The sequence below is a fragment of the Thermoplasmata archaeon genome (assembly GCA_015063285.1).
Taxonomy (GTDB): domain Archaea; phylum Thermoplasmatota; class Thermoplasmata; order Methanomassiliicoccales; family Methanomethylophilaceae; genus Methanoprimaticola.
Genome location: SUST01000001.1, coordinates 99,322 through 121,413 on the forward strand (window position 1 = coordinate 99,322; position 22,092 = coordinate 121,413).

Genomic DNA, 22,092 nt, shown 5'->3' on the forward strand with positions numbered 1-22,092 from the left:
TCATGGGTCTTACTTGGATGATAATCCAATGATTTTGTTATATTTAAACACAAGTTTGTCATGAAGAAAACAATTCATAATCTTAATAGTAACAATCAATTCAGCGAAGACATCGATTATACCGATTAACAAATGTCCCGTAAAGCCTAATTACGGACTAATCGTTGCAGACAGCATGACCGATGAGCTGACAGTCTGCGCTGCCGCATTCTTCCGCAGCATAGGGAAGGACGTTACAACCTCTGATGAGTTCGTGATGATATCCTCCCTGGAGCTCAAATGGATGTCACCGTCGGATGCCAAGCTCCTGCTGAGGACTCTTCTTGCCAAAGGGATATTGGAGAAGAAGGGCGATTACATCCGCGCATCCTCGGACCTGAGCGGCATCGACCTGCCTCTAGCCTACAAGCCTTCCAAGGATGTCAACGAGCTCATTCGCTCCAGCTCTGTCGAGACCTACGAATCGAAGAAGGAGACCGAACCGGACATGTTCCATATCCTGATGGATGTGGCGACCTCCAACGGCATCCAGACCAGAGATTTCGTCCCGGTCTGCACCAAGATCCAAAAGAAACTGGGCATCGATATCGCCGCCGCAGCGCTGATAGTTCTCAGGGACAACGGTGTGGACATCTCCCCATATATCGGCAAAGTATATGCCGGGATCAGCGGAGCTCATTCCTGATCAGGGCCATCGGAACGTTTAGGGCCGTATTCCTCTTTGAGTCTCTCCACTACCTCTGGATGCTCCTCGAAGTACTTCTGGGCCTTGATGCTTATCCTGATGTTGATTATCAGAATGGAGGAGAGCACGAGAGCGATTCCAAATATGTTGAAGATGTCCAAGACCTCATCGAATGCCACGACACCTATGATCGCCGCGGATACGACCTCGACCATAGAGACTATCGATATTACCGTTGGGGACAGATATCTTGCGCTCCACACCTCTATGAACATGGGGATGAGGGATGCGACGATACCAAGCCCCATGATGAGAGGTATGACATCCAGACTCGTTATCGTCTCGATCACAAGATCATGCTGGATGAAGGGAAGGGCTATCAGATCGCTCAGCATGGCGCTGAACAGCAGATACGTGGCAGGATGGTACCCTCTCTTGAAACTGAACGTTCCTCCCAGGACGTACACCGACAGTGCGAGTCCGGATATCATGGCCGCCACTATACCCATGGATTCTATCTTTCCGGTTGCGAACAGATTCCCGGTTATGAGCGTGCATCCAATGAAACCTACAAGGATCGCGACCAGCTTCTTGAGGTCGATCTTCTCCTTGAACAGGAGAAGGGATAGCACGATGATGTAGAACGGGAACATCATCTGAAGCACCGATGCCAGGGCCAGAGGGATGTAGTCTATGGAGAATATGTAGAACACATCGGCAAGGAGCTTGAACACTCCGAACGATACGAAGAACACAAGGTCCATGGGCTTGACCTTGAGGAGCTCCCTCTTAGCTATCAGGAGCACGATGAGGAGCACTACGGTGATAGTGAACAGCCTGAGGAACGTGATGTCGATGGACCTCATTCCAAGGTCGTAGAAATAACGGGAGAATAGACCTACGAACCCATACATCATCTCTCCCAGGATCAGGACGACCAATACGTTCGACTTGCCGAATTCCAACGGACCACCGGCTGTAATGATAGCATGGAATTATCATCCAACGGATTATAAAACTACTAACCTCCGTTGTGAAATGACAGATTACTCGAAGGATGTCTCCCGTAATGCCGATTTTCGGCATGGTCTGAATAGACCATGAATCATACTCTACTTTCTATTAGCATCAACATGGCACGATGGCCGTGAATAGAATCGATAAAAATGAATCTCTGACACACGAAGGCTGTGTGCCAGAGTTTGAAAAATAAAGTTTCACTCCTTCTTGATGAAGTTGCCGAGGGTCATCTTGTTGCTGTTGTTCCCGCCACCGACGGAAACTCCCGACTGGACGGTCTCGGTGAGCTTGATTCCCAATGCCTTCTCGATCTTCTTGATGATCTTATCATCGGGGACCAGCGAGTTGGATTCGATCTTGGCGATGGTTCCCTTCTTCTCGAGGATGGACGCGGCGAACTGTTCGAGATCCATTCCCTTGGCCTCACGGGCCTCCCTGATGACCCCGCCGTAATCGTCGACGAGCTCGGTGGATGACGTGCCGGCGTAGATGTCTTTGGTCTTCATCCTCTTCTCGCGCTTCTCGAGCCTCTGGTCTATGACGGACGAGGATATCGGGGCACCGCTTTGGTTGGACCTGTAGTCCTCTCCGAACCTGGCGCAGTTGGGGCACACGTTCAGCCTGCTTCCCTCCACTATGACCGTCTTGGTCAGGGGGACCTCTTTTCCGCACATTTCGCAGATCATGCGTCACCAATCGGAGCGGTTGTAAATAACAATAATGGTAAGATAATCGAAGGATTCAAGCGCATTATTATATTGTAGCCGAACTTTATGACGGTTCAATGAGCAACGACGAGACCATAATCGATAGACAGGACCTCGATCAGACGTTCACTGACGAGGTCGCGGAACTCAAAGCTAAGATCGTCACTCTGGAAGACAGAAACGTAAGGCTTGTAGAGGACCTTCGTAACGCGGAGAACGAGAAGCGTTACGCTGAAGGGGAACTCTTCAGGCTCCAGAAGGACCTGGCGAGGCTCAGGGGCGAGATGGAGAGGCTCAAGACTCCTCCGCTCATCATCGGAAGCCTCAGGGATATCCTCCCCAACAACCGTGTTGTCGTGAAGAGTTCTACAGGACCGGATTTCGTCGTCGCACTGTCCGATTACATCGACCCCAAGACACTGATCCCGGGATCCAGGGTCACACTGAACAAGCAGACCCTGGCCGTCATGGAGGTCATCCCCGCATCCGTCGACCCGATCGTTTCGGGAGCCGAGGTGCTGGAGAAGCCCAACGTCACCTACGACGACATCGGAGGACTCAAGCAGCAGATGCTGGAGCTCCGTGAGGCCGTCGAGGATCCGCTGCTCAGGCCCGAACTCTACGCCAAGATCGGTATCGAACCCCCGAAGGGAGTCCTCCTCGTAGGGCCTCCGGGAACCGGAAAGACCCTGATGGCCAAGGCTGTCGCGAACGCGACCAACGCCACCTTCATCAGACTGGTCGGATCCGAACTGGTCCAGAAGTACATCGGAGAGGGTGCAAGGCTCGTCCGCGACCTGTTCGACCTGGCGAAGCAGAAGGCACCCAGTATCATATTCATCGACGAACTGGATTCCGTCGGAGGAAAGAGGCTCGACGTCGCGACATCCGGAGACAGGGAGGTCCAGAGGACCCTCATGCAGCTCCTCTCGGAGATGGACGGATTCACCGCGATCAAGGACGTCAAGATCATCGGAGCGACCAACAGGCCCGATATCCTGGACGATGCACTCCTGAGGCCCGGAAGATTCGACCGTATCATCGATGTCGGTCTCCCCGACGTGGAAGCTAGGACGCAGATCTTCAGCATCCACATCGGTCACATGAACGTGGACAAGAAGGTCTCCGCGAGGAAGCTCGCCGAGCAGACCGAGGGACTCTCCGGAGCGGAGATCAAGAACATGTGCACCGAGGCGGGAATGCTCGCCATCAGGGACGGAAGGAACAAGGCCAACGAGCGCGACTTCATGAACGCCAAGGAAAAGGTCATGGAAGCTGGAAGGAACAAGGCCAACCCTGCTCCCGCATACATGTTCCAATAAAACTGTAACAAAAGGGGGCTCTGCCCCCATTATTCTTTATCGGCAAAACGGTAGGACCGTTTTCTCCAACATTACAGAGCATCGTCAGGACTTCTCGTTGTCCTCTCCGCCGAAGAACGACAGCTGCGCGGCAGCGTAGATCTCCTCGAGACCGACCGATGTCTCCGCAGAGACCGAACGGATCTCTCCGAAGACGCCCGTGTTCTCCATCGCCTTGAAGAGCTCCATGCCGACCACGGTCTCGGGGTTCATATCCGCATCTAGCAGGTCGCCGTAGAGCGCATCGGGTACGGAATACCAATCGAGCATCCTCTGCTCATCCTCTTCGTTGAGGGTATCCGCCTTAGAGAGAAGGTTCATCATGGGAAGCTGGAGCCTGAACTGTGCCAGCGCACCCAAGACCATTGCTGTGACGAATCCGTTAGGGGACTTGCACAAAGAAGGGTCGGACAGGTAGATAAGCATGGAATCTTCCCTTCCGAACGCATCGACAAGGACGTTAGAAGACTCCCTGAAAGCGAACAGCTCCAACTGTCCCGGCGTGTCCACGAGGACGTAATCCGTCTCGTATCCCGACAGGACGTCCTTCATCTTGTTGATGTTCACGGCCATCAGGTCCGCCGCGACAATCTGCGCTCCGTTCGGCCCGAGGTTGTACTCCTTCATGACCTCATCGAGGGAGATCCATTCCCTGATGTCCACGTCCGCGGTGTAGGGCAATGCGTCCGCCCCGGGATCCATATTGACGATGACGGTATCCACGCCGGCATCGTCGCACCACTGTTTGAACGCTCCGACCAGAGTACTCTTCCCGCTGCCGGCTGTACCGATGAAAAACAAGAACTTCAAGTGATCAACGACCTGTTCTGATGATTGCACGGGAAATCAATATAAAATAAGTATGCAATCTTTCGACCATGTTCTCTAAAACGGGCACGGCACCGTTCTCTCTGGTCGTTATGCTCGTGGGTGCCTTCGTACCCCTGGCATTCACTGTAGCGATCTTTGCAGACGGCAGTTGGACATTTAACATCAATACCCTCTCCGACCTAGGTATCTCTGAAGATGATTTCGCCAGGATGGTCTTCACCGTTACCTGCATCATCGGAGGGATATTCACAGCATTCTTCGGATTCGGAAAATACATGATGAAGCACGGACTGGATTCGGCAACCGGATTCCTCCTGATCCTGGCCGGGGTGCTTCTAGTCGCGGTCGGATTGTTCAACAAGGACACCAGCGTCCACATCCCCGTCGCAATAGGATACTTCCTCATGATGACCGCAGCGATAATCGTGGGCCTCATCGGGGATTACAGGAACAGGAGATTCCTCTCAATGTCTGTCGGTATCATAGTGCTGCTCATATCCTACGGTTCCATGCCCGGATTCGATCTGCCGGGAACGGAAGTCATCTCCGTATTCGCCATCTGCGTGTGGATGTTCACCCAGGGAGTCTCGCTGTCCTTCAGCAATGATTATAATACGGAATCCGATAACAGGATGGTAACAGAATGAGCGAAATGCCCAACACAATGAAACTGGGAATGGCGGCAGCTTTCCTGGGTGCGATCTGCGCATTCATCTCCATGGCCATGGCCTGGGATGGAAGCGTCGATTCCACCAGCCTTGTCGGAGTCGACATGGCGGTTGCCGTGGTGTTCTTCGGCGTCGCTGGCAGCTTCACATCCTACAGCCCTGTAAAAGGCAACACAATCGTTGTTCTCTCAGCGATTGCGACCGCAGCCTCCATCATCGGCGGTATCTACGAAGCCCTGCCCATATACTTCGCTATACTCCTCGCAATCCTTGGAGTCGTTTGCATCATCATCGGAAACTTCTCCAGCACAAAGGATTACGTAGACGCCAACAGAGTCATCTGAAACCATAAGGGTCCGAAAGGACCCCATTATTATTCTTCAAGATTAATATCATCATCTTTTAAATTGGTAAAATATACCGAATCGACGTTATGGACGGTAAGCACACCTTCGCCCTTCGGAAGCTCGCACTCATGGGTGCCCTAGACGACTACATCATGCTCTCCTCGAGAGAATTGGGGGAGAACCTCATGATGAGTCAACAGTCAGCCTCCAAAAAGATTTTGGAACTCATCGACGAGGGATACATCGTCAGGGATCTGGGCGCCAGAAAGCAGCGCATCAAGATCACGAGCAAGGGTGTGGAGGAGATGAAGAAGGAGTACTCCGAATACCGCAGGATATTCGAGAAGAGCGACCACCTCATCCTCCGCGGAGAGGTCGTTAGCGGAATGGGTGAGGGCGGATACTACATCTGTCAGGACGGCTACCTCACGCAGTTCGAGAAGAAGCTCGGGTTCACGCCCTTCCAGGGTACCTTCAACGTCCGCATCTATCCCGAAGAGATCGGTAAGCTGGACATCATCAGGAGCACCTCCGGGATCATGATTGACGGTTTCATCAGCGAGGGAAGGAGCTTCGGCAGTGTCATCGCATACAGGTGCAAGATCCACAACATCGAATGCGCCATCATCGTCCCCGAGAGGTCCCATTACGTGGACATCCTGGAGATCATCGCACCCTGCAGCGTACGCAGGACTCTCAGCCTGGTGGACGGCGACAAGGTCGACATCAAGGCAATATTATGAGACGGGGTTTCCCCCGCCTCGTTTTCAGAACTTTTCCAAATGTTTGATAACGGATTCGAAGACGCATCTTCCGTCCCCTTCCTCCGTGTCGTATCCTCTGGTCCAATCGGGGTGCGTGAACCTGGTCATCACACGCTCGGGATGGGGCATCATACCCATGACGTTACCGGCCGGGTTGCAGATACCTGCGATGTCCGAGGGGGATCCGTTGGGGTTCCAGGGATAGTCGGCGTCGGAACCGTCCGGGCGGACGTACCTGAAGACGACCTGGTCGTTGTCCTCGAGCTTCTGGACGAAATCAGGGTCCAGGCTCAGGAGGTTACCCTCTCCGTGTGCGGAGGGGATCATCAGCGTCTTCTTCTCGGGGATGCACTTGGTGAAGATGCACTTGCCCTTGTTGTCGTTCCTAAGGACGGTCGGACGGCACTCGAACCTTCCGGACACGTTGTTGTACAGCGCAGCATTAGGTTCGTCAGCCATGACCTGGTCGAAGGCGGGCAGAAGACCAAGCTCCACCAGGATCTGGAATCCGTTGCAGACTCCGATGACGGGTTTGCCCGATTCGACAAACCTCTTCACATCGCCGCCGATACCGGCCTTGATCCTCGCTGCGAAGATCGCTCCTGCGCGTACGTAGTCCCCTGCAGAGAATCCTCCGGGGAAGGCCAGTACGTCATAGTCCTCCAGGCTGCGCCTCATGTCGGCGGGTGCCTGTCCGATCAGCTGCTTGAGATGGACCTTCTCCGCCTTCGCACCTACCATGTTCCATGCGTTGGCCATCTCGTCCTCGCAGTTCGTACCTTCGATGCGTATGACGCATACCCTTACATCCTCTGCCTTCATTGGGAACCACCTCCCATGATGTTCCAAATGGGATCGTTCCAAGCCTTCCTCATCTCTGAGACGGGGATCTCGGTTCCGTTGTCCTTGATCTTCAGGGAATCGCCCTTGGTGATTCCGATGATCTGCGCGTCGTCGCCCATGATCTGTGTGAACTCCGTGACGTCCTTTCCGTCGACCTCGACGATCCAACGGCTGTTGCTCTCGGAATACAGGTTCCTCCTGAGATCGCCCTCCATTGCGGAAAGGTCGAGCTCGGCCCCGATCTGACCTGAGATGCACATCTCGGCCACTGCGATCGCCAATCCTCCGTCGGAACAGTCATGGCAGCTGAGGACCAGTCTCTTGTCCATTGCCTTCAGCAGGTTGGCCATGTTCCTCTTCAGTGCGGGGATGTCCACTCCGGGGACCTCTCCCTCTACTCCGCCGAACTTCCTGAACAGGAGCGATGCTCCCATCTCGTCCTTGGTCTTTCCGACTATGAAGATGCAGCTTCCCGCCCTCTTGAAGTCTGCTGTGACGGCTTTGGTTACATCGTCGATGATACCGCATCCGAGCAGCATGGGCGTGGGAAGGATGTGCTTTCCACCGGGCGCCTCGTTGTAGAGACTGACATTTCCGGAGGGTATGGGGATGTTGAGCTCGCGTGCGATCTCTCCCAGTCCCCTGACTGCCTCCCTGAACACTCCCAGCCTCTCCGGGATCTCGGGGTTTCCGAAGTTGAGACAGTCGGTGAACGCGTTGGGCATCGCACCGACGGCGACTATGTTCCTGCATGTCTCGTCGATGGCCGCCATTCCGCCCTTGTAGGGGTCGGCCTCGCAGAACCACGGGTTGCATCCTATGGCTGCTGCCAATCCCCTCTTGCTGCCGGGTACCGGCAGGAGGACCGATGCGTCTCCGGGACCGGTCTCGTTCAGCTTTCCGACCATCGGGTGGATGGCGGTGCTCGCACGGACCTCGTGATCGTACTGCCTGATGGCCCACTCCTTCGATGCCACGTTGAAATCGGACAGCATCTTCAGGATGACCTCCTTGTCGGAAGGCAGTGCGGGGAACTTCTCGTTGGCCTTGCTCGAGACCTTGGGAAGGGTGTAGGGCCTGTTGTAGACCGGTCCTCCGGTCAGGAACTCCAGGTCCATGTCGAATATCAGCTCGCCGTTCCAGAACAGGCGTGTGCGCCTCTTGTCCGTGGTCTTGGCGATGGGTGTGGCCAGCACATCCCACATGTCGAAGATCTCCAGGACCTTCTCCACGTTCTCGGGCTTGCAGGTGCACATCATACGCTCCTGCGACTCGGACACCCATATCTCCCAGGGTGCGAGTCCGGGCTCCTTCAGCGGGACCTTCTCAAGATCGACATCGGCTCCGCAGCCTGCTTCCAGCGCCATCTCTCCGACGACGCAGCTGAGTCCGCCTCCTCCGAGGTCCTTCATTCCCGTGATGAGATGCTTGGCGTTGACCTCGAAGCATGCATGCATGACAGGCTCCTTGGTGATGGGGTCTCCCAGCTGGACGGCACCCCTGGAATCCTCGTCCGACGTGGCTGTAAGGTCGGCGGACGCGAAGTTGACTCCGTGGATACCGTCACGGCCGGTACGGCCGCCTATGAGTATCATGACCTCGCCGGGCCCTCCGGCGAAGTTGTTGGCAAGGTCCTTCCTCTTGACGATTCCGAGGCATGCCACATTCACAAGGCAGTTGCCGGTGTACTTCTCGTCGAAGAAGAATCCTCCTGTGATCGTGGGGATTCCGCAGCGGTTTCCGTAGTCCCTGATACCGGACACGACACCGTTTACCAGATACCTGGGGTGCTTTGTTCCGGGAGGGATCTCCCCGCTGTAGTCTATGGGGCCGAAGCATAACGGATCGGCCAGTCCGATGGGCTGCGCACCCATGCACACAACATCCCTGAGGATTCCGCCGATACCTGTGGCGGCACCTCCGTACGGCTCCACTGCGGAGGGGTGGTTGTGACTCTCTATCCTCAGGCAGTAACCGTAGTCATCGTCGAATACCATGACACCGGCGTCTCCCCTGGAGAGGATGTCCTCCCTGTCCAGTCCGAAGACGAACTCCCTGAGGATCGGCTTGCTGCTCTTGTAGCAGCAGTGCTCGCTCCATGCCTGACCGAGGGACTGGAGCTCCACATCGGTGGGGTCCCTGCCCTCCTTCTTGAAATAATCGCGGACCACCTTCATCTCGTCCACGGAGAGTCCCAATGCCATGTCCGAGGATACTTGCTTGAGCTCCTCGTCTGAGGCATCCAGGATCTTCACGTCGAACAACGGGAAGGGGACGTCGCGTTTGACCATCAGATCTGCCATTGGATCATCTCACCGTGACCTTGTAGTTCTGGATTACGGGGTTGGCCAGGAGCTTTCTGCACATCTCCTCGCCGGCCTTCTTCGCCTCTTCCGGAGGCAGGTCGATCTCCATCTCGAACAGCTTGACGGTCTTGACCTCTCCGAGGCCCTTGAATCCAAGCGATTCCAATGTCTTCTTAGTGTTCTTTCCTTCAGGATCGGCAACGCCTTTCTTGAGCTCGATTCTGATCTCTAATACAGCCATGCCCATCCCTATCGCGTGCGACAATAAAAGGAATCGCTGGATTGGGCATCGCATCCGCGGGTTTACGAAGGGGGCGACCGCTGATAATACGCGAAACGGTGTTGGATTACGAGGATTCCACCACTATCTTGTAAAAGAGGGGATCTAGATAGTCGTTGAAGAGCTCAACGGTATACGTCCGTTCGTCCAGATTCACCAGAGACTCCGATATAATCCTGAATGAGGTTTTGCCCCATCCGAGAGACGTGTATTCCTGCTGCAATATGTATACGGTCTCGCCGGATTCCGGATCCTCGTAGTAGACGTCCCCGAACCACCAATCGCCGGGGATCTCGTCTGTCTGGCGGACGATGAGCTGGCCGAGTTTGCTCTTGTATTCGACCTCGTAAGGCAGCTCCTCCTCGGGCTCTTGGTTGAAGAACACGACCGCTAAGACGACTGCGATTGCCACGACGAAGATGACGACAATTATCTTGACGGTTGTTGGATTAGGAGCCATATTTCGCCTATTTGGAAGATTCGTCCAACAAATTAAAGGATTACCATCAGTCGATAGCTGACACCGCCGGCCCGTTGATATCAACTAGAGCACCCCGATATGTACCGAAACCATAGCCATCTTTAAGACGGCAGAAGACATCTGGTACTACGATGGTTAAATCCATAGTCCTCAAGGTTGCCATGCCGCAACGTCAGGCGGAATCGGGATTCGGCCGCGCCAGATTGGACAGTGCCTCCCGCCGCGAACTAGAACTCGAAATCGGAGACATCGTGGAGATCGTAGGCAAAAGGACAGTGGTCGCCAAGGTCTTCCCCAGCTCCATAGACGAGGAAGGGCACGGCCTCATAGGCATAGACGGTCTGACGAGGACGAATGCCGGGGTATCCATCGATGAGAACGTCACCGTGAGGAAATGCGTCCCGAAGGAAGCGATATCCATCACCCTATCGCCCAACATCCCCGACGGGAAGAAGATCCGCTTCGGGAAGGGGATCGAAGAAGTGTTCTCCAACGGCCTTCAGGGAAGGCCGCTCGTCACCGGGATCGACATTATCGTCCCCAACGTCGCCCTCATGGGCAACAGGTCCACGTTCAACGTCTCATCCACCAATCCGGGCGGACCCGTCATGGTCACGAAGCGCACGGACATAGTCATCAAGGACTCCGCTCAGAAGCAGACGGTCAAGACATCCTCCGGCAAGCAGATCACATACGACGACGTCGGAGGATTGGACGACGAGCTGAAGAGGATCAGGGAGATGGTCGAGCTCCCCCTCAAGCACCCCGAACTGTTCACGAGATTGGGCATCGGAGCACCCAAAGGAGTGCTTCTGTTCGGACCTCCTGGTACAGGTAAGACCCTCATAGCGGAGGCGGTCGCCAACGAGTCGGGTGCGAAGCTCTTCTCGGTCCGCGGACCGGAGATCATCGGACAGTATTACGGACAGAGCGAGGAGAGGCTCAGGGAGATATTCAAGGAGGCATCTGAGAGCACCCCGAGCATAGTATTCCTCGACGAAATAGATTCCATAGCCCCCAACAGGGACTCCGTGTCCGGAGAGGTGGAGAGGCGCGTCGTCGCACAGCTCCTCACGCTCATGGACGGGCTCGGGGACAGGGGCAACGTCATAGTCATCGGGGCCACCAACAGGGAGGACTCAATAGATCCCGCCCTCAGGAGGCCGGGTAGGTTCGACAGGGAGATCGAGATAGGTATCCCCGGAAGGAAGGCCCGCAGCGATATCCTGAACGTCCACATGAGGGGGATGCCGCTCACCGAGGACGTGTCCCTCGACGCATTGGCCGGGATGACTCAGGGATTCGTGGGCGCCGACCTTGCCGCATTATGCAGGGAAGCAGCGATGAAGTGCGTCAGATCGCACATGAAGGACCTGGACCTGGACAAACCGATCCCCAACGAGATCCTGGAGAACATGAAGGTGTCCATGAACGACTTCAGGGAGGCTCTGGCCGACGTGGAGCCCAGCGGAATGAGGGAAGTCCTCGTGGAGATCCCCAAGGTCACATGGGAGGACGTCGGCGGATTGGACGATGTCCGCAAGCAGATCGAGGAGGCCTTCGTACCCGAGGAGGGCAACAAGTCCTACGAGAGGCTAGGGATAACCCCCGCCAAAGGCGTCCTGCTCTACGGTCCCCCGGGGACAGGTAAGACGCTCATCGCGAAGGCCATCGCCAACGAGGCTGGGGCCAACTTCATCACTGTCAACGGCCCCGAGATGGCCAGCAAATGGTTCGGGGAGAGCGAGAGGGCGATCCGCCAGATATTCAAGAGGGCCAAGCAGATGGCCCCGTGCATCATATTCTTCGACGAACTGGATTCCATCGCTCCTATTCGCGGGAGCGGGGACAGTTCCGCCTGGGAGAAGGTCGTCGCCCAGATGCTCACGTCCATGGACGGGGTGGAGAGCCTCAACAACGTCATGGTCATGGGAGCGACCAACAGGCCCGACATGATCGATCCCGCCCTTCTCAGGCCGGGAAGATTCGACAAGCTCGTTCTGGTCGGAAAACCGAACGAGAAGGCGCGTCTCCACATCCTCAAGGTACACACGCGCAACATGCCCCTTATGGGCGTGGACCTCGAATACATCGCATCCAAGACGGACGGATACGTGGGAGCGGACCTTGCCGCATTGTGCAGAGAGGCCGGACTGACCGCATACCGCAAGAACAACGGCGCTGAATTCGTCTCCGCGGATGACTTCGACGGCGCACTTCAGAATGTAGTCCCGTCGGTGGATTCCCGCATGTTCGAGAACTACGACAAGATCGGGAAGGACCTCAACAAGCGCCGCTCCGGATGGGATAACGTCCCGTTCTACGGATGATCAGAAGTCCTTCTGCATGTAAGGTAGAGACTTACGGAAGCCCAGCGACTCGTAGTACTTCCTGACGCCCACGCCGCTGGTCACGCGGATACCCTGTTTGGAGTTCTCCTTGGCGATGCGCTCGGCCTCTGCCACGAGCGTCTTCCCGTAGCCTCTGTGCTGCCAATCGTCACCATCCTCGCCTATGGATACGATCTTACCGAAGACCTTCAGCTCCCTTATCGTGGCAACCGGATTATCGTCGACCCTCACGCGCACGTATCCAACTAATGAATCCTCATACTCCAGAGCGACGAAGTACTCCTTACCTCCGCTGGCGTCGTATTCGGTTATCTTGAGCGATACTTTGTCGGGATCCTCCAGTTTGATACCTCTGTGGCCGACCTCCCTGCAGCGTATGCATCTGCATTCGGTCCCGCGCCTCTCCATCTCGTCGGCGACGAGCTGGCGGATGTTGCTCTTCATGATCCCCGCTGTGATCTGGGGCACGGGTATGTCCCTCTGGATGCGTTGGATCCTCACATACTCGGGAACGGCCTCTTTCATCCTGCAGAGCAGATCGACCGCCTCATCGGTATCCAAGGGCTTGTATGAGCCCTCCTTCCACCATTCGAGCACCTTTGTGCCGTCTACGACCAAAGTGGGATAGAACTTCAGCATGTCCGGGCGGTAGTTCGGGTCATCGAAGACCTTCCTGAAACACTCCAGATCATGATCCGGTGACGACCCCGGCAGTCCGGGCATGAGGTGATAGCATATCTTCAGACCGTGATCCTTGCAGCGCTTCGTGCAGTCGCGCACCGCATCGGTCCTGTGGCCGCGGTCGACCCTGTCAAGGATGTCATCGTCCAGGATCTGCACGCCCAGCTCCACCCTTGTGGCGCCGAGCCTCATCGACCTTTCGATCTGGGAATCGTCGAAGACATCGGGACGTGTCTCGACCGTGAGGCCGACGCATCTGTGCTCGGAGAGCTCATTCAATGCCTGGGCCTCCCCCAGCGTTATGGAATCGATGCCGTTCATGGCATCGAAGCATCTGCGGACGAACCATTCCTGGTATTCCGGGTCCCTGCAGGTGAACGTCCCTCCCATTATGATCAGGTCGATCTTGTCCGTCTGATGTCCTATGTCCGTAAGCTGCTTGATCCTATCGGAGACCTGCTTGAAGGGATCGAAATCATTCCTTCCGGCACGCCTGGCGGCCGGTTCCTTACCCGTGTACGACTGCGGGGAGTTGTTCGCCACCCCTCCGGGACAGTATGCACACTTCCCGTGAGGGCAGTCGAAAGGCGATGACATCACCGCGACGACGGCGACTCCGCTCATCGTGCGCATCGGTTTCTTGATCAGAAACGGGGTGAGGAGCTTACGGTCCTCGTCCTTGACGTTGGCGAGGATCTCCGAACTCTTCGGTACCGTGCCTAGGTCATACTTCTTAGAAAGCTTCAATTTGAGATTCTGCAGCTCGTCGCGGTCCTTGACGCGATGCGTCTTGACCGCATCGATGATCTCCTCGGACAGTGCCGCTATGCGCTCATCCATAGTACACGCTGCCGGTTTCCCTCTTCTTGGTCTGCTTCTTGGGAGCATCCTCGAGAAGGTCTAGGTAGATTATCTGTGCCAGATTTATGAATCTGAGGGTCTTGTCCTCCAATTCGAAGACCATCATTGTCTCCGAACCCATTGCGGAATAGCCCTTGAAAATACCTGTTGTGAGCTCCTCATCGCCGTGGTTCACACGGTACTTGGATCCGACGGATACGACGTATTCCCCATCCAAGCCGATCACTTCTGAGCCATGAGTTCGCGGAAGTGGATGACGGTTTTGCGGTAGTTCTCCATCGCCATGTTGACGTTGGCCTCGGTGAAGCTCCACGCCTTGACGATGTCCCCGAACCTTATACGGTATCCCTTGCGGATCTGGTTGTTGAACTCAACATCCATGGCCTCAAGGAGATCCATCGACTTCAGCTTGTTGATGTGCCTGTAGATTGTAGGCTTGGTGGTTTCCAAAAGGACTGCCAATTCCTCAACGGTCCACGCCTTGGAAGGGTAGGCCATGAGATAGTCCATGAAAAGACGGTACGGGACGCTGTCCCTGATGGTCACTGCCCCTGTCTTAGGGTCGTATCCCTTAGGCAGGTAACCTATCTGTACGAGGAGTGTCTCCGCGACGACATCGACGTCCGTGACACCACTCATGGGTGTGTTACTGACCACCTGTAGCTCAAACATCTAATACCAGCTGACGATATAGTGATAGTGGTTTTTAAGGGTTAAGGTATCACGTTAAATCGCGTATTACTCCACCTTAAATTTGTATATAAAATAGTATGTAAATCAGAGATTATTGATCAACCTCTCCATCGCCGTTTGGATGCTAGAGGTCGGTATGACACGCGATACGGGAATGGATAGGATCTTCTCGACGGTGGGTGCGACGATGGGCGCGCACACCAATCCCAAGGCCCCGTCGCGCTCCGCACGAACAGCCGCGATTATTGCATCCTCGAGTGTGGCGACAGGGTATTCGTGGACTTTGATACTCTGTCCGCTAACCGTTACGCTCTCCGGGATGCTCTCCAATGCTGTAGAAGCCGCGATAATCGCTATGAAACGGTTCTCCTCGGCGGTGTTCAGGATCTTGAGGGCCTTTATTACCTCGCGGACGGTCCTCAGATTGGGCTCCCTGCCCCCTTCCATGACCTTGTACAGGGTGCTCTGCGATATGCCGGTGGCACGGCAGAACTCGTTCAAGGACATATGGAGTTCGTTATCTAGGATACCGCGGAAGGCTATCTGGAATCCGCCTTCCTCCCTCAGCATCCCGGTTATGAGGTCGTCCACTGTCATGATTTCTCTTTGACGTAATCGGCAGCGTTGAGGCCGGCGACACATCCCTGACCTACGGCCTTGGCGACCTGCCAGGGTTTCCCGGTGATGTCCCCGCAGGCGAAAACGCCGGGGACCTCGGTCTTGCAGTCGGCATCCACTTTGATGGTGTCGTCCATCTCCGGCATGACGCCTATGTCCATCGCAATGTCCGCGGCCGATTTGGCCCCGAGCTCGATGAACACACCATCCGTCGGAATGACGGTCCCGTCACCCAATGTGATCGATTCCACCTTGTCGGTACCGTCTATGGATACGGGCTTGTTGGTGTACAGCCTCACGCCTGCATCCAACGCCTTCGACACTACGGATTCGTCCGCGGTGAGGTCCCATGCGACCCATGAGGTCTCGGATGCATAGGAGGTCATCATCCTTGCTGATGAAGCCGCCTCGGACTCGTTGCCTACCAGCACGACCCTGCGGCCTTTGTAGAAATTGCAGTCGCATACCGCGCAGTAACTGACCCCTTTGCCGTAGAGTTCCTTCTCTCCGGGAACGGCCAGCTTCTTTCTTGATACGCCAGTTGCGATGATGACGGCCTTGGCCTTGATCTCTGTTCCGTCATCGGTGGTAAACGAGAAGGAACCGTCCTCCGCCTTTGACGACACTATGTTCTGATTGATGAACTCCGCTCCGAAGGTCTTGGCCTGACCGATACCTTCGTTGAGAAGCCCTTCCCCGTCCATATACACTCCGAAATAGTTCTCTATCTCGGTACCGTGGACGGAACTGTTTATGGGCTTCCCCACCACCAGAGTCTTGACCTTCTTGCGGGAAGAGTGGATAGCGGCCTGCACTCCGGCAGGCCCGCTCCCGATTATCAGAACATCTGTTTCCATATTTTCACAGGCTGTTGATATCCTCGAGGATGGCCTCTTTGGGCTTGAGTCCTACCGAGGTCTTCACAAGGACGTTGTCCTTGAACATGAGAAGGGTGGGGATCGCGTTGATGTTGAACCTGACGGAGATCGCCTGGTTCTCATCGGTGTTTAGCTTTGCTACTCCTACCTTTCCTGCGAGTTCGTTTGAGAGCTCCTCGATGATGGGGCCCATCCTCCTGCAGGGTCCGCACCAGGGTGCCCAGCAGTCGATAATTGCGACCTTGTTGTCCTCGATGAACTTGTCGAACGTTGATTCTGTGAGTTCAGTCACCATAATATCACTGAACGGACGGATACCATTCAGTAATAAAAAGGACTCACATGGCTATTCGGAAATATCGAACTGTGTTCAATCTATGCTGAACTGATCAACGGTCTTGAGCTTGGGGTATTCGCCGATCCTCTTGGGCATTATGTCCAGGTCCTCGCCGTACAGATCGGAGAGCTCCATATGCAGCATCTCAATCCTGTCCGCTCCGCGGAAGGCGCCCTTGTTGATCAGCTTGGACACCGAATGGTTGTGATCCACAACCCTGTTGTCGCTTACCAGATTGTCCGCGTGGGCTACGATCTTCTCCTCGATGGTCTTCGGCATGTAGTCCCCCGGCGGGAGTCCGAGCTCCTCCACGTCCTCCTGGTCCAATCCTGCACCGGTATGCTTGCGTACAATATCGACCAATGTCTGCGGGAGGCCGTAGTCCTCGACGATCTTCGATCCGATGTAAGCGTGCATGATCGTGTGCTCCTTGGAGCGCCCTATGTCATGCAGAAGGGCTCCGGCTATGACCGTGGGCATGTCTGCTATCCTTATCTTGGAGGCTATCTCCTCCGCGACGGCCCTGACGGTGCAGCAATGGATTATGACCCTCTTCTTGCAGCCCGAATCTATCAGATACTGGATGCACTGGCGGTCATTCGGAATTGACAACGGTCTTCCCCCTTTCGTTAGGAACGACTGTGACCTTGCCGTGACGGTCCTCGTACAGAGCCTTACCTTCGGTGTAGCGGTCCAGGAATATGGCCAATGCCGCTATCTCCGAATGTGGCTGGTTTCCAACCGAGACGTTGAAATCGGCGCGCTCGTAGACCTCAAACGGAACCTTGGATGCACCCACAATGATCATGATGTCCTCATCCTTGGGGATCTTCGGTATGGCGTCGACTACCTGCTGGCCGTACATCGTCAGATGGACTACCTTTCCCTGGAAGTCCTTCATCGCCTCTTTCCATGACACCCCGGTCTTGATGGTGTAATCGCCGCCGAAGCGGTCCACTACGCTGCGGATGTTCTCCTCTAGCACAGGGTCGTACGTATCGACGTAGATTCCCTTGGCTCCGAGGGCCCTGGAGGACAATGCGACATGGGTGGTCACCCTTTTGTCCCTCTCGGGACGGTGGCCTATCCTCATTATCCAAATGTTGTTCATTTCTCTTCTTTGATGAGCTCTATCCTGTGCCCGCGGTAATCCATCTTGACCGACCTGCGGACAAGGCTCTTGAGCATCGTCGAAGACAGACCCAATGTCTCTGCGATGTCGCCCGAGAACTTACCGTCCTTACCGACCTCTTCGAGGATCTTGGACTCGATCTCGGAGTACTCCTCCTCGCTCATCATGGCGGCCGTGAGAACATCGCTGATCTCATAGACCGGCCACTGAGCGTTGATATTGAATGAGGTGTAGTATGTATGGTAGGACTTCTTGGGGTAGTTCCCGTCCGTGGACATCCAACGCATCTCCACGAGCTTCATCTTCTCGAAGAAGATGATAGCGTCCCTGCCTTCGGGACCGTATTTCTCCTCGATCTCGTCGGCTGTTCTCCATTCCAAGGTCACCTCTTTCAACACCTCTCTTTTGATTGGTGTGTCAACGGACCTGAGCATGGGGACCAGCTCGGACGGCTCGTTGATGACCTTTATTCTGTTCATAAACTAGCTAAATAGCGTCAATATTATAAATGAAATAGGGAAAATTATTAGGAAAAAACTAAGAAATTGACCGTTTTTGTCTGTTTTTGTTCATTTTTCTGTCATATTACTGGCCTTTATCTGGCATTTTAGAAGAAGATTGGAACCGGAATCAAGGTGCTTAAATCCTCCTTAACAGCCAAAAAACGTTTTTATCGGACCTATTTTTATGGGCATTTCATGCTATTGCTAGTTGTATGTCTGATGTGCCTTTTGCTGGGCTATCTGATATACAGCAGATTCGTCGAGAGGATGGTAGTCCCCTTCCGTGATTCTACACCCGCAGTAGCGCATCCTGACGGCATCGATTACGTCCCGATGTCCAGGATGAAGAACCACCTCATCGAGCTTCTCAACATAGCAGGTACCGGCCCCATATTCGGTGCCCTGATGGGAGCGAAATGGGGGCCTATCGTCTTCGTATGGATCGTTGCCGGTACGATCTTCGGCGGAGCTGTACACGACTATATGTGCGGGATGATGTCCGAGCGCAACAACGGCAGGTCCGTATCGTATCTCGTCCGCCATTACCTCGGAGAGAGGACAAGGTATCCCGTCCTCATCCTGCTCCTTTTCGTCCTGATCATGGTATCAGCGACGTTCGCAAGGAGCGCCAGTGACCTCCTGGGCTACATCACGGACATCCCGTCGATAATATGGATCGTCATCATTCTCATCTACTTCCTGGCATCCACACTCCTGCCCATCAACAAGCTCATAGGGAAACTGTACCCCGTATTCGGTGTCCTTCTGATCGCCATGGCCGTCGTGATCACAGGCGGACTGTTCTTCGGAGGATACGAGTTCCCCGTCTTCACTTTGGATAACCTCCACCCTGACGGGAAGGAGTTCTTCCCGGACATGTTCATCACGGTCGCATGCGGAGCGATCTCAGGATTCCACGCCACACAGGCGCCCATGGTCTCGAGGTGCATCACGAGCGAGAGGGACGGCCGTATGGTGTTCTACGGCGCGATGGTCGTCGAGTCGGTCATCGCCCTGCTCTGGGCAACCGCCGGGCTGACATTCTTCCAGGGAACCGCAGAATTAGCAGATGCATTGGCAGCGGGAGGTGCCTCCACAGTGGTCTACAACATCGCTGTCGGTGTGGCGGGACCTGTGGGAGGTATACTTGCGGTCATCGGTGTCGTGATCTGCCCGATTACCTCGGGAGATACCGCACTAAGATCCGCGAGGCTGATGGTTCAGGACGACAGAGACATGGATTCGTCCGACATGAAGAAGGTCATGCTGATCACTCTCGCCCTCATGGTGCCCATAATGCTGCTGTGCTGCATCGATTTCTCCATACTTTGGAACTACTTCTCCTGGCTGAATCAGACGTTGGCATGCCTGATGCTGTGGACAGCGACGGTGTTCATCCTCTCGTACAGGAACCATATCAACTACGCGCTGTTCATCGTCATCCCTGCGATATTCATGACGATGGTGACATCGTCCTTCATCCTCCACTCGTCGCAGGGACTGGGCCTCGATTACAACCTCAGCATAGCATTGGCAGCGCTGTTCACGGTCGCCGTTACCATCCTTTTCATCAGATACTATCTCAAGAAAGTCAGGACCCATGCCGAAGACTTCTGAGGGCCCGATTGGAGGTGCACCTATACAGCAAACAGTTTTATCAGTCCTTTTTATACTGTTAACTCATGCTGTTGCTGATTGTATGTCTGATCTGCCTTTTGCTGGGCTATCTGATATACAGCAGGTTCGTCGAGAAGATGGTCATCCCGTTCCGTGAAACGACTCCCGCGATGGAACATGCGGACGGCATCGACTACGTCCCCATGCCCAAGGCCCAGAACCACCTCATCGAGCTTCTCAACATAGCAGGTACCGGACCCATATTCGGCGCCCTTATGGGAGCGAAATGGGGACCCATCGTCTTCATATGGATCGTCGCCGGAACGATCTTCGGAGGAGCCGTCCATGATTACATGTGCGGGATGATGTCCGAGCGCAATGATGGTAAATCGCTCTCATACCTTGTCCGCCGTTATCTCGGGAACAAGACGAGATATCCTGTCCTCATCCTGCTCCTGTTCGTCCTGATCATGGTATCCGCGACGTTCGCGAGGAGCGCCAGCGACCTTCTGGACACGATCACCGGCGTTCCTTCGCTGGTTTGGGTCATACTTATTCTAATCTACTTCATGGTATCAACGGTCCTGCCCATAAACAAGCTCATCGGAAGACTGTACCCCATATTCGGCATCATACTGATTGCGATGGCCGTCCTGATCACAGGCGGACTGATCGTCGGAGGATACGAGTTCCCAACCTTCACATTGGAGAACCTCCACCCTGACGGGACCGATTACTTCCCGGACATGTTCATCACAGTGGCCTGCGGAGCGATCTCCGGATTCCATGCGACTCAGGCCCCCATGGTTTCCAGATGCGTCAGGAACGAGAGGGACTGCCGCATGGTGTTCTACGGCGCCATGGTCGTCGAATCCGTCATCGCACTGCTCTGGGCGACCGCCGGACTGGCCTTCTTCCATGGTACCGTAGGATTGGCCGAGGAGCTGGCGGCAGGAGGGGCGTCCACTGCGGTCTACGACATCGCCGTGGGCGTAGCCGGGCCTATAGGAGGCATACTGGCGGTCATCGGAGTCGTGATATGTCCAATCACTTCGGGAGATACCGCGCTGAGGTCCGCAAGGCTGATGGTTCAGGACGACAGGGACATGGACTCGTCCAACAGGAAAAAGGTCATTCTGGTCACCCTCATCCTCATGATACCGATCCTCCTGCTTTGCTCCATAGACTTCTCCATCCTTTGGAACTACTTCTCCTGGCTGAACCAGACCTTGGCATGCCTGACCCTGTGGACGGCTGCGATATTCGTCCTTTCGTACAGGAACCGCATGGGTTACGCCATCTTCCTGGTCATCCCGGCGGTATTCATGACGATGGTCACATCGTCGTTCATACTGCACTGGTCGGAGGGATTTAGCCTCGATTACGACCTCTCCATAGCCCTGGGAGCGATGTTCACTATCATCGTCACCCTGGTGTTCATCAGGTACTACCTCAGGGTGATCAAGCCTCATCCCACAGAATTCTGAGGCTCTGCCAGCGTTAAACCTGTATTCAAGGGTCTGGTCGAAAGCAAACTCTTATTAACCGACTTCCTAATCACAAACGCATGAAGCAGACCAAGGAACCCGAACTCAGGTGGCAGTGTCTCAACTGCTACAAGGTCTATAAGGGTGCTGAGGGAGAGCAGAAAGCCCTCGACTGCTGCGGATCGCTCATCCAGGGATGGTGGACGAACTACGGCAAATGGGGCAAGCAGAACTGGTACGGAAGATGATTCCGTACCTTTCCTGAGTCTCCTCAACCCAATTTCTTTTTACATTCCAGTTGACATTAGGTATTCAACATGTCGGACGGCAAAGAACCAATCGGATCCATCTCGGAAGAATTTGCGCTTCTCGAAAGACATGTCCTGATTCTCAAGACCGTCAAGCTCAACCAGCCCGTCGGACTCATCAGGCTCTCGGAGATGACCGGGATTCCAAAGCACAAGGTCAGATATTCTTTGAAGCTCCTCGAGCAGGAAGGAATCATCAAGGCCACTCCCGAGGGAGCGATGGTCACCGACAGGTACGATGAATTCCTGAAGAACATCTCGGAATACGTCAAGGGACTCTATTCCAAGGTGGAAGAGTTGCTTTCGCAAATCTGACGTCACATAGGTTAATAT

The 22,092-nt window shown here is 54.8% G+C and carries 25 protein-coding genes; 9 read left to right on the forward strand and 16 right to left on the reverse strand.

Annotated features, from left to right (window positions below):
* Window positions 1–175: 175 nt before the first annotated feature.
* The gene (locus tag E7Z62_00520; protein ID MBE6521607.1) at window positions 176–685 is read left to right on the forward strand and encodes a DUF2240 family protein; all 510 of its coding nucleotides are present in this window, start codon (window positions 176–178) and stop codon (window positions 683–685) included.
* Here the strand turns inward: E7Z62_00520 and E7Z62_00525 are convergent.
* The gene (locus E7Z62_00525) at window positions 676–1,650 is read right to left on the reverse strand and encodes a hypothetical protein (GenBank protein MBE6521608.1); all 975 of its coding nucleotides are present in this window, start codon (window positions 1,648–1,650) and stop codon (window positions 676–678) included. The genes E7Z62_00520 and E7Z62_00525 overlap by 10 nt on opposite strands.
* Before the next feature lie 252 nt (window positions 1,651–1,902).
* Window positions 1,903–2,379, reverse strand: coding sequence for a TIGR00270 family protein (locus E7Z62_00530; GenBank protein MBE6521609.1), 477 nt, complete (start codon window positions 2,377–2,379; stop codon window positions 1,903–1,905).
* Between the two features lie 110 nt (window positions 2,380–2,489).
* Here E7Z62_00530 and E7Z62_00535 point away from each other — a divergent pair, with 110 nt between their 5' ends.
* Entirely contained in the window at window positions 2,490–3,734 is a 1,245-nt protein-coding gene (locus E7Z62_00535; protein ID MBE6521610.1) for an AAA family ATPase, read from the forward strand.
* Window positions 3,735–3,818: 84 nt separating this feature from the next.
* Here E7Z62_00535 and E7Z62_00540 read toward each other — a convergent pair whose 3' ends face one another.
* On the reverse strand, window positions 3,819–4,583 hold the full coding sequence (locus tag E7Z62_00540; GenBank protein MBE6521611.1) for a GTPase: 765 nt from the start codon (window positions 4,581–4,583) through the stop codon (window positions 3,819–3,821).
* 68 nt (window positions 4,584–4,651) lie between these two features.
* On the opposite strand from E7Z62_00540, the gene E7Z62_00545 reads away from it, so the two are divergent.
* The 3 genes from E7Z62_00545 (at window position 4,652) to E7Z62_00555 (ending at window position 6,362) form a co-directional block, all read left to right on the forward strand.
* Window positions 4,652–5,251: a DUF998 domain-containing protein gene (locus E7Z62_00545; GenBank protein MBE6521612.1), complete on the forward strand. Its 600-nt coding sequence runs from the start codon at window positions 4,652–4,654 to the stop codon at window positions 5,249–5,251.
* Complete coding sequence (locus E7Z62_00550; protein MBE6521613.1) at window positions 5,248–5,616, forward strand: hypothetical protein; 369 nt, start codon at window positions 5,248–5,250, stop codon at window positions 5,614–5,616. The genes E7Z62_00545 and E7Z62_00550 overlap by 4 nt, the downstream gene beginning before the upstream one ends.
* 89 nt (window positions 5,617–5,705) lie before the next feature.
* Window positions 5,706–6,362, forward strand: coding sequence for a DUF120 domain-containing protein (locus E7Z62_00555; GenBank protein ID MBE6521614.1), 657 nt, complete (start codon window positions 5,706–5,708; stop codon window positions 6,360–6,362).
* Between the two features lie 24 nt (window positions 6,363–6,386).
* Here E7Z62_00555 and purQ read toward each other — a convergent pair whose 3' ends face one another.
* The 4 genes from purQ to E7Z62_00575 all read right to left on the reverse strand — a co-directional run bounded on the left by purQ (window position 6,387) and on the right by E7Z62_00575 (window position 10,272).
* Window positions 6,387–7,205 carry a phosphoribosylformylglycinamidine synthase subunit PurQ gene (gene purQ / locus E7Z62_00560; protein ID MBE6521615.1) on the reverse strand — a complete coding sequence of 273 codons (819 nt, stop codon included), beginning with the start codon at window positions 7,203–7,205 and terminating at the stop codon, window positions 6,387–6,389.
* Entirely contained in the window at window positions 7,202–9,529 is a 2,328-nt protein-coding gene (gene purL / locus E7Z62_00565) for a phosphoribosylformylglycinamidine synthase subunit PurL (protein MBE6521616.1), read from the reverse strand. The genes purQ and purL overlap by 4 nt, the downstream gene beginning before the upstream one ends.
* A gap of 4 nt (window positions 9,530–9,533) precedes the next feature.
* Window positions 9,534–9,773, reverse strand: a complete 240-nt coding sequence (gene purS, locus E7Z62_00570; protein ID MBE6521617.1) for a phosphoribosylformylglycinamidine synthase subunit PurS — start codon at window positions 9,771–9,773, stop codon at window positions 9,534–9,536.
* A gap of 106 nt (window positions 9,774–9,879) precedes the next feature.
* The gene (locus tag E7Z62_00575; GenBank protein ID MBE6521618.1) at window positions 9,880–10,272 is read right to left on the reverse strand and encodes a hypothetical protein; all 393 of its coding nucleotides are present in this window, start codon (window positions 10,270–10,272) and stop codon (window positions 9,880–9,882) included.
* Between the two features lie 152 nt (window positions 10,273–10,424).
* Here E7Z62_00575 and E7Z62_00580 point away from each other — a divergent pair, with 152 nt between their 5' ends.
* Window positions 10,425–12,623, forward strand: a complete 2,199-nt coding sequence (locus E7Z62_00580; protein ID MBE6521619.1) for an AAA family ATPase — start codon at window positions 10,425–10,427, stop codon at window positions 12,621–12,623.
* Here E7Z62_00580 and E7Z62_00585 read toward each other — a convergent pair whose 3' ends face one another.
* The 9 genes from E7Z62_00585 to E7Z62_00625 all read right to left on the reverse strand — a co-directional run bounded on the left by E7Z62_00585 (window position 12,624) and on the right by E7Z62_00625 (window position 18,323).
* Window positions 12,624–14,165 (reverse strand): tRNA uridine(34) 5-carboxymethylaminomethyl modification radical SAM/GNAT enzyme Elp3, encoded by a 1,542-nt coding sequence (locus E7Z62_00585; GenBank protein MBE6521620.1) that lies wholly within the window; start codon window positions 14,163–14,165, stop codon window positions 12,624–12,626.
* Complete coding sequence (locus E7Z62_00590) at window positions 14,158–14,403, reverse strand: hypothetical protein (protein ID MBE6521621.1); 246 nt, start codon at window positions 14,401–14,403, stop codon at window positions 14,158–14,160. The genes E7Z62_00585 and E7Z62_00590 overlap by 8 nt, the downstream gene beginning before the upstream one ends.
* Window positions 14,404–14,408: 5 nt before the next feature.
* On the reverse strand, window positions 14,409–14,858 hold the full coding sequence (locus tag E7Z62_00595; GenBank protein ID MBE6521622.1) for a helix-turn-helix transcriptional regulator: 450 nt from the start codon (window positions 14,856–14,858) through the stop codon (window positions 14,409–14,411).
* 105 nt (window positions 14,859–14,963) lie between these two features.
* The gene (locus E7Z62_00600) at window positions 14,964–15,476 is read right to left on the reverse strand and encodes a helix-turn-helix domain-containing protein (GenBank protein MBE6521623.1); all 513 of its coding nucleotides are present in this window, start codon (window positions 15,474–15,476) and stop codon (window positions 14,964–14,966) included.
* Window positions 15,473–16,354 carry a thioredoxin reductase gene (locus E7Z62_00605; protein MBE6521624.1) on the reverse strand — a complete coding sequence of 294 codons (882 nt, stop codon included), beginning with the start codon at window positions 16,352–16,354 and terminating at the stop codon, window positions 15,473–15,475. The genes E7Z62_00600 and E7Z62_00605 overlap by 4 nt, the downstream gene beginning before the upstream one ends.
* A 4-nt stretch (window positions 16,355–16,358) precedes the next feature.
* Window positions 16,359–16,670 carry a thioredoxin gene (gene trxA, locus E7Z62_00610; protein MBE6521625.1) on the reverse strand — a complete coding sequence of 104 codons (312 nt, stop codon included), beginning with the start codon at window positions 16,668–16,670 and terminating at the stop codon, window positions 16,359–16,361.
* A gap of 75 nt (window positions 16,671–16,745) precedes the next feature.
* Complete coding sequence (locus E7Z62_00615; protein ID MBE6521626.1) at window positions 16,746–17,288, reverse strand: HDIG domain-containing protein; 543 nt, start codon at window positions 17,286–17,288, stop codon at window positions 16,746–16,748.
* A gap of 19 nt (window positions 17,289–17,307) precedes the next feature.
* Complete coding sequence (locus E7Z62_00620) at window positions 17,308–17,823, reverse strand: tRNA (cytidine(56)-2'-O)-methyltransferase (GenBank protein ID MBE6521627.1); 516 nt, start codon at window positions 17,821–17,823, stop codon at window positions 17,308–17,310.
* Complete coding sequence (locus tag E7Z62_00625) at window positions 17,820–18,323, reverse strand: hypothetical protein (GenBank protein ID MBE6521628.1); 504 nt, start codon at window positions 18,321–18,323, stop codon at window positions 17,820–17,822. The genes E7Z62_00620 and E7Z62_00625 overlap by 4 nt, the downstream gene beginning before the upstream one ends.
* Before the next feature lie 219 nt (window positions 18,324–18,542).
* Here E7Z62_00625 and E7Z62_00630 point away from each other — a divergent pair, with 219 nt between their 5' ends.
* From E7Z62_00630 to E7Z62_00640, 3 genes are all read left to right on the forward strand, one after another.
* Window positions 18,543–19,964 carry a carbon starvation protein A gene (locus E7Z62_00630; protein MBE6521629.1) on the forward strand — a complete coding sequence of 474 codons (1,422 nt, stop codon included), beginning with the start codon at window positions 18,543–18,545 and terminating at the stop codon, window positions 19,962–19,964.
* A gap of 65 nt (window positions 19,965–20,029) precedes the next feature.
* Window positions 20,030–21,451: a carbon starvation protein A gene (locus E7Z62_00635; GenBank protein MBE6521630.1), complete on the forward strand. Its 1,422-nt coding sequence runs from the start codon at window positions 20,030–20,032 to the stop codon at window positions 21,449–21,451.
* Window positions 21,452–21,768: 317 nt separating this feature from the next.
* Window positions 21,769–22,074, forward strand: a complete 306-nt coding sequence (locus E7Z62_00640; GenBank protein ID MBE6521631.1) for a hypothetical protein — start codon at window positions 21,769–21,771, stop codon at window positions 22,072–22,074.
* Window positions 22,075–22,092: the final 18 nt, after the last annotated feature.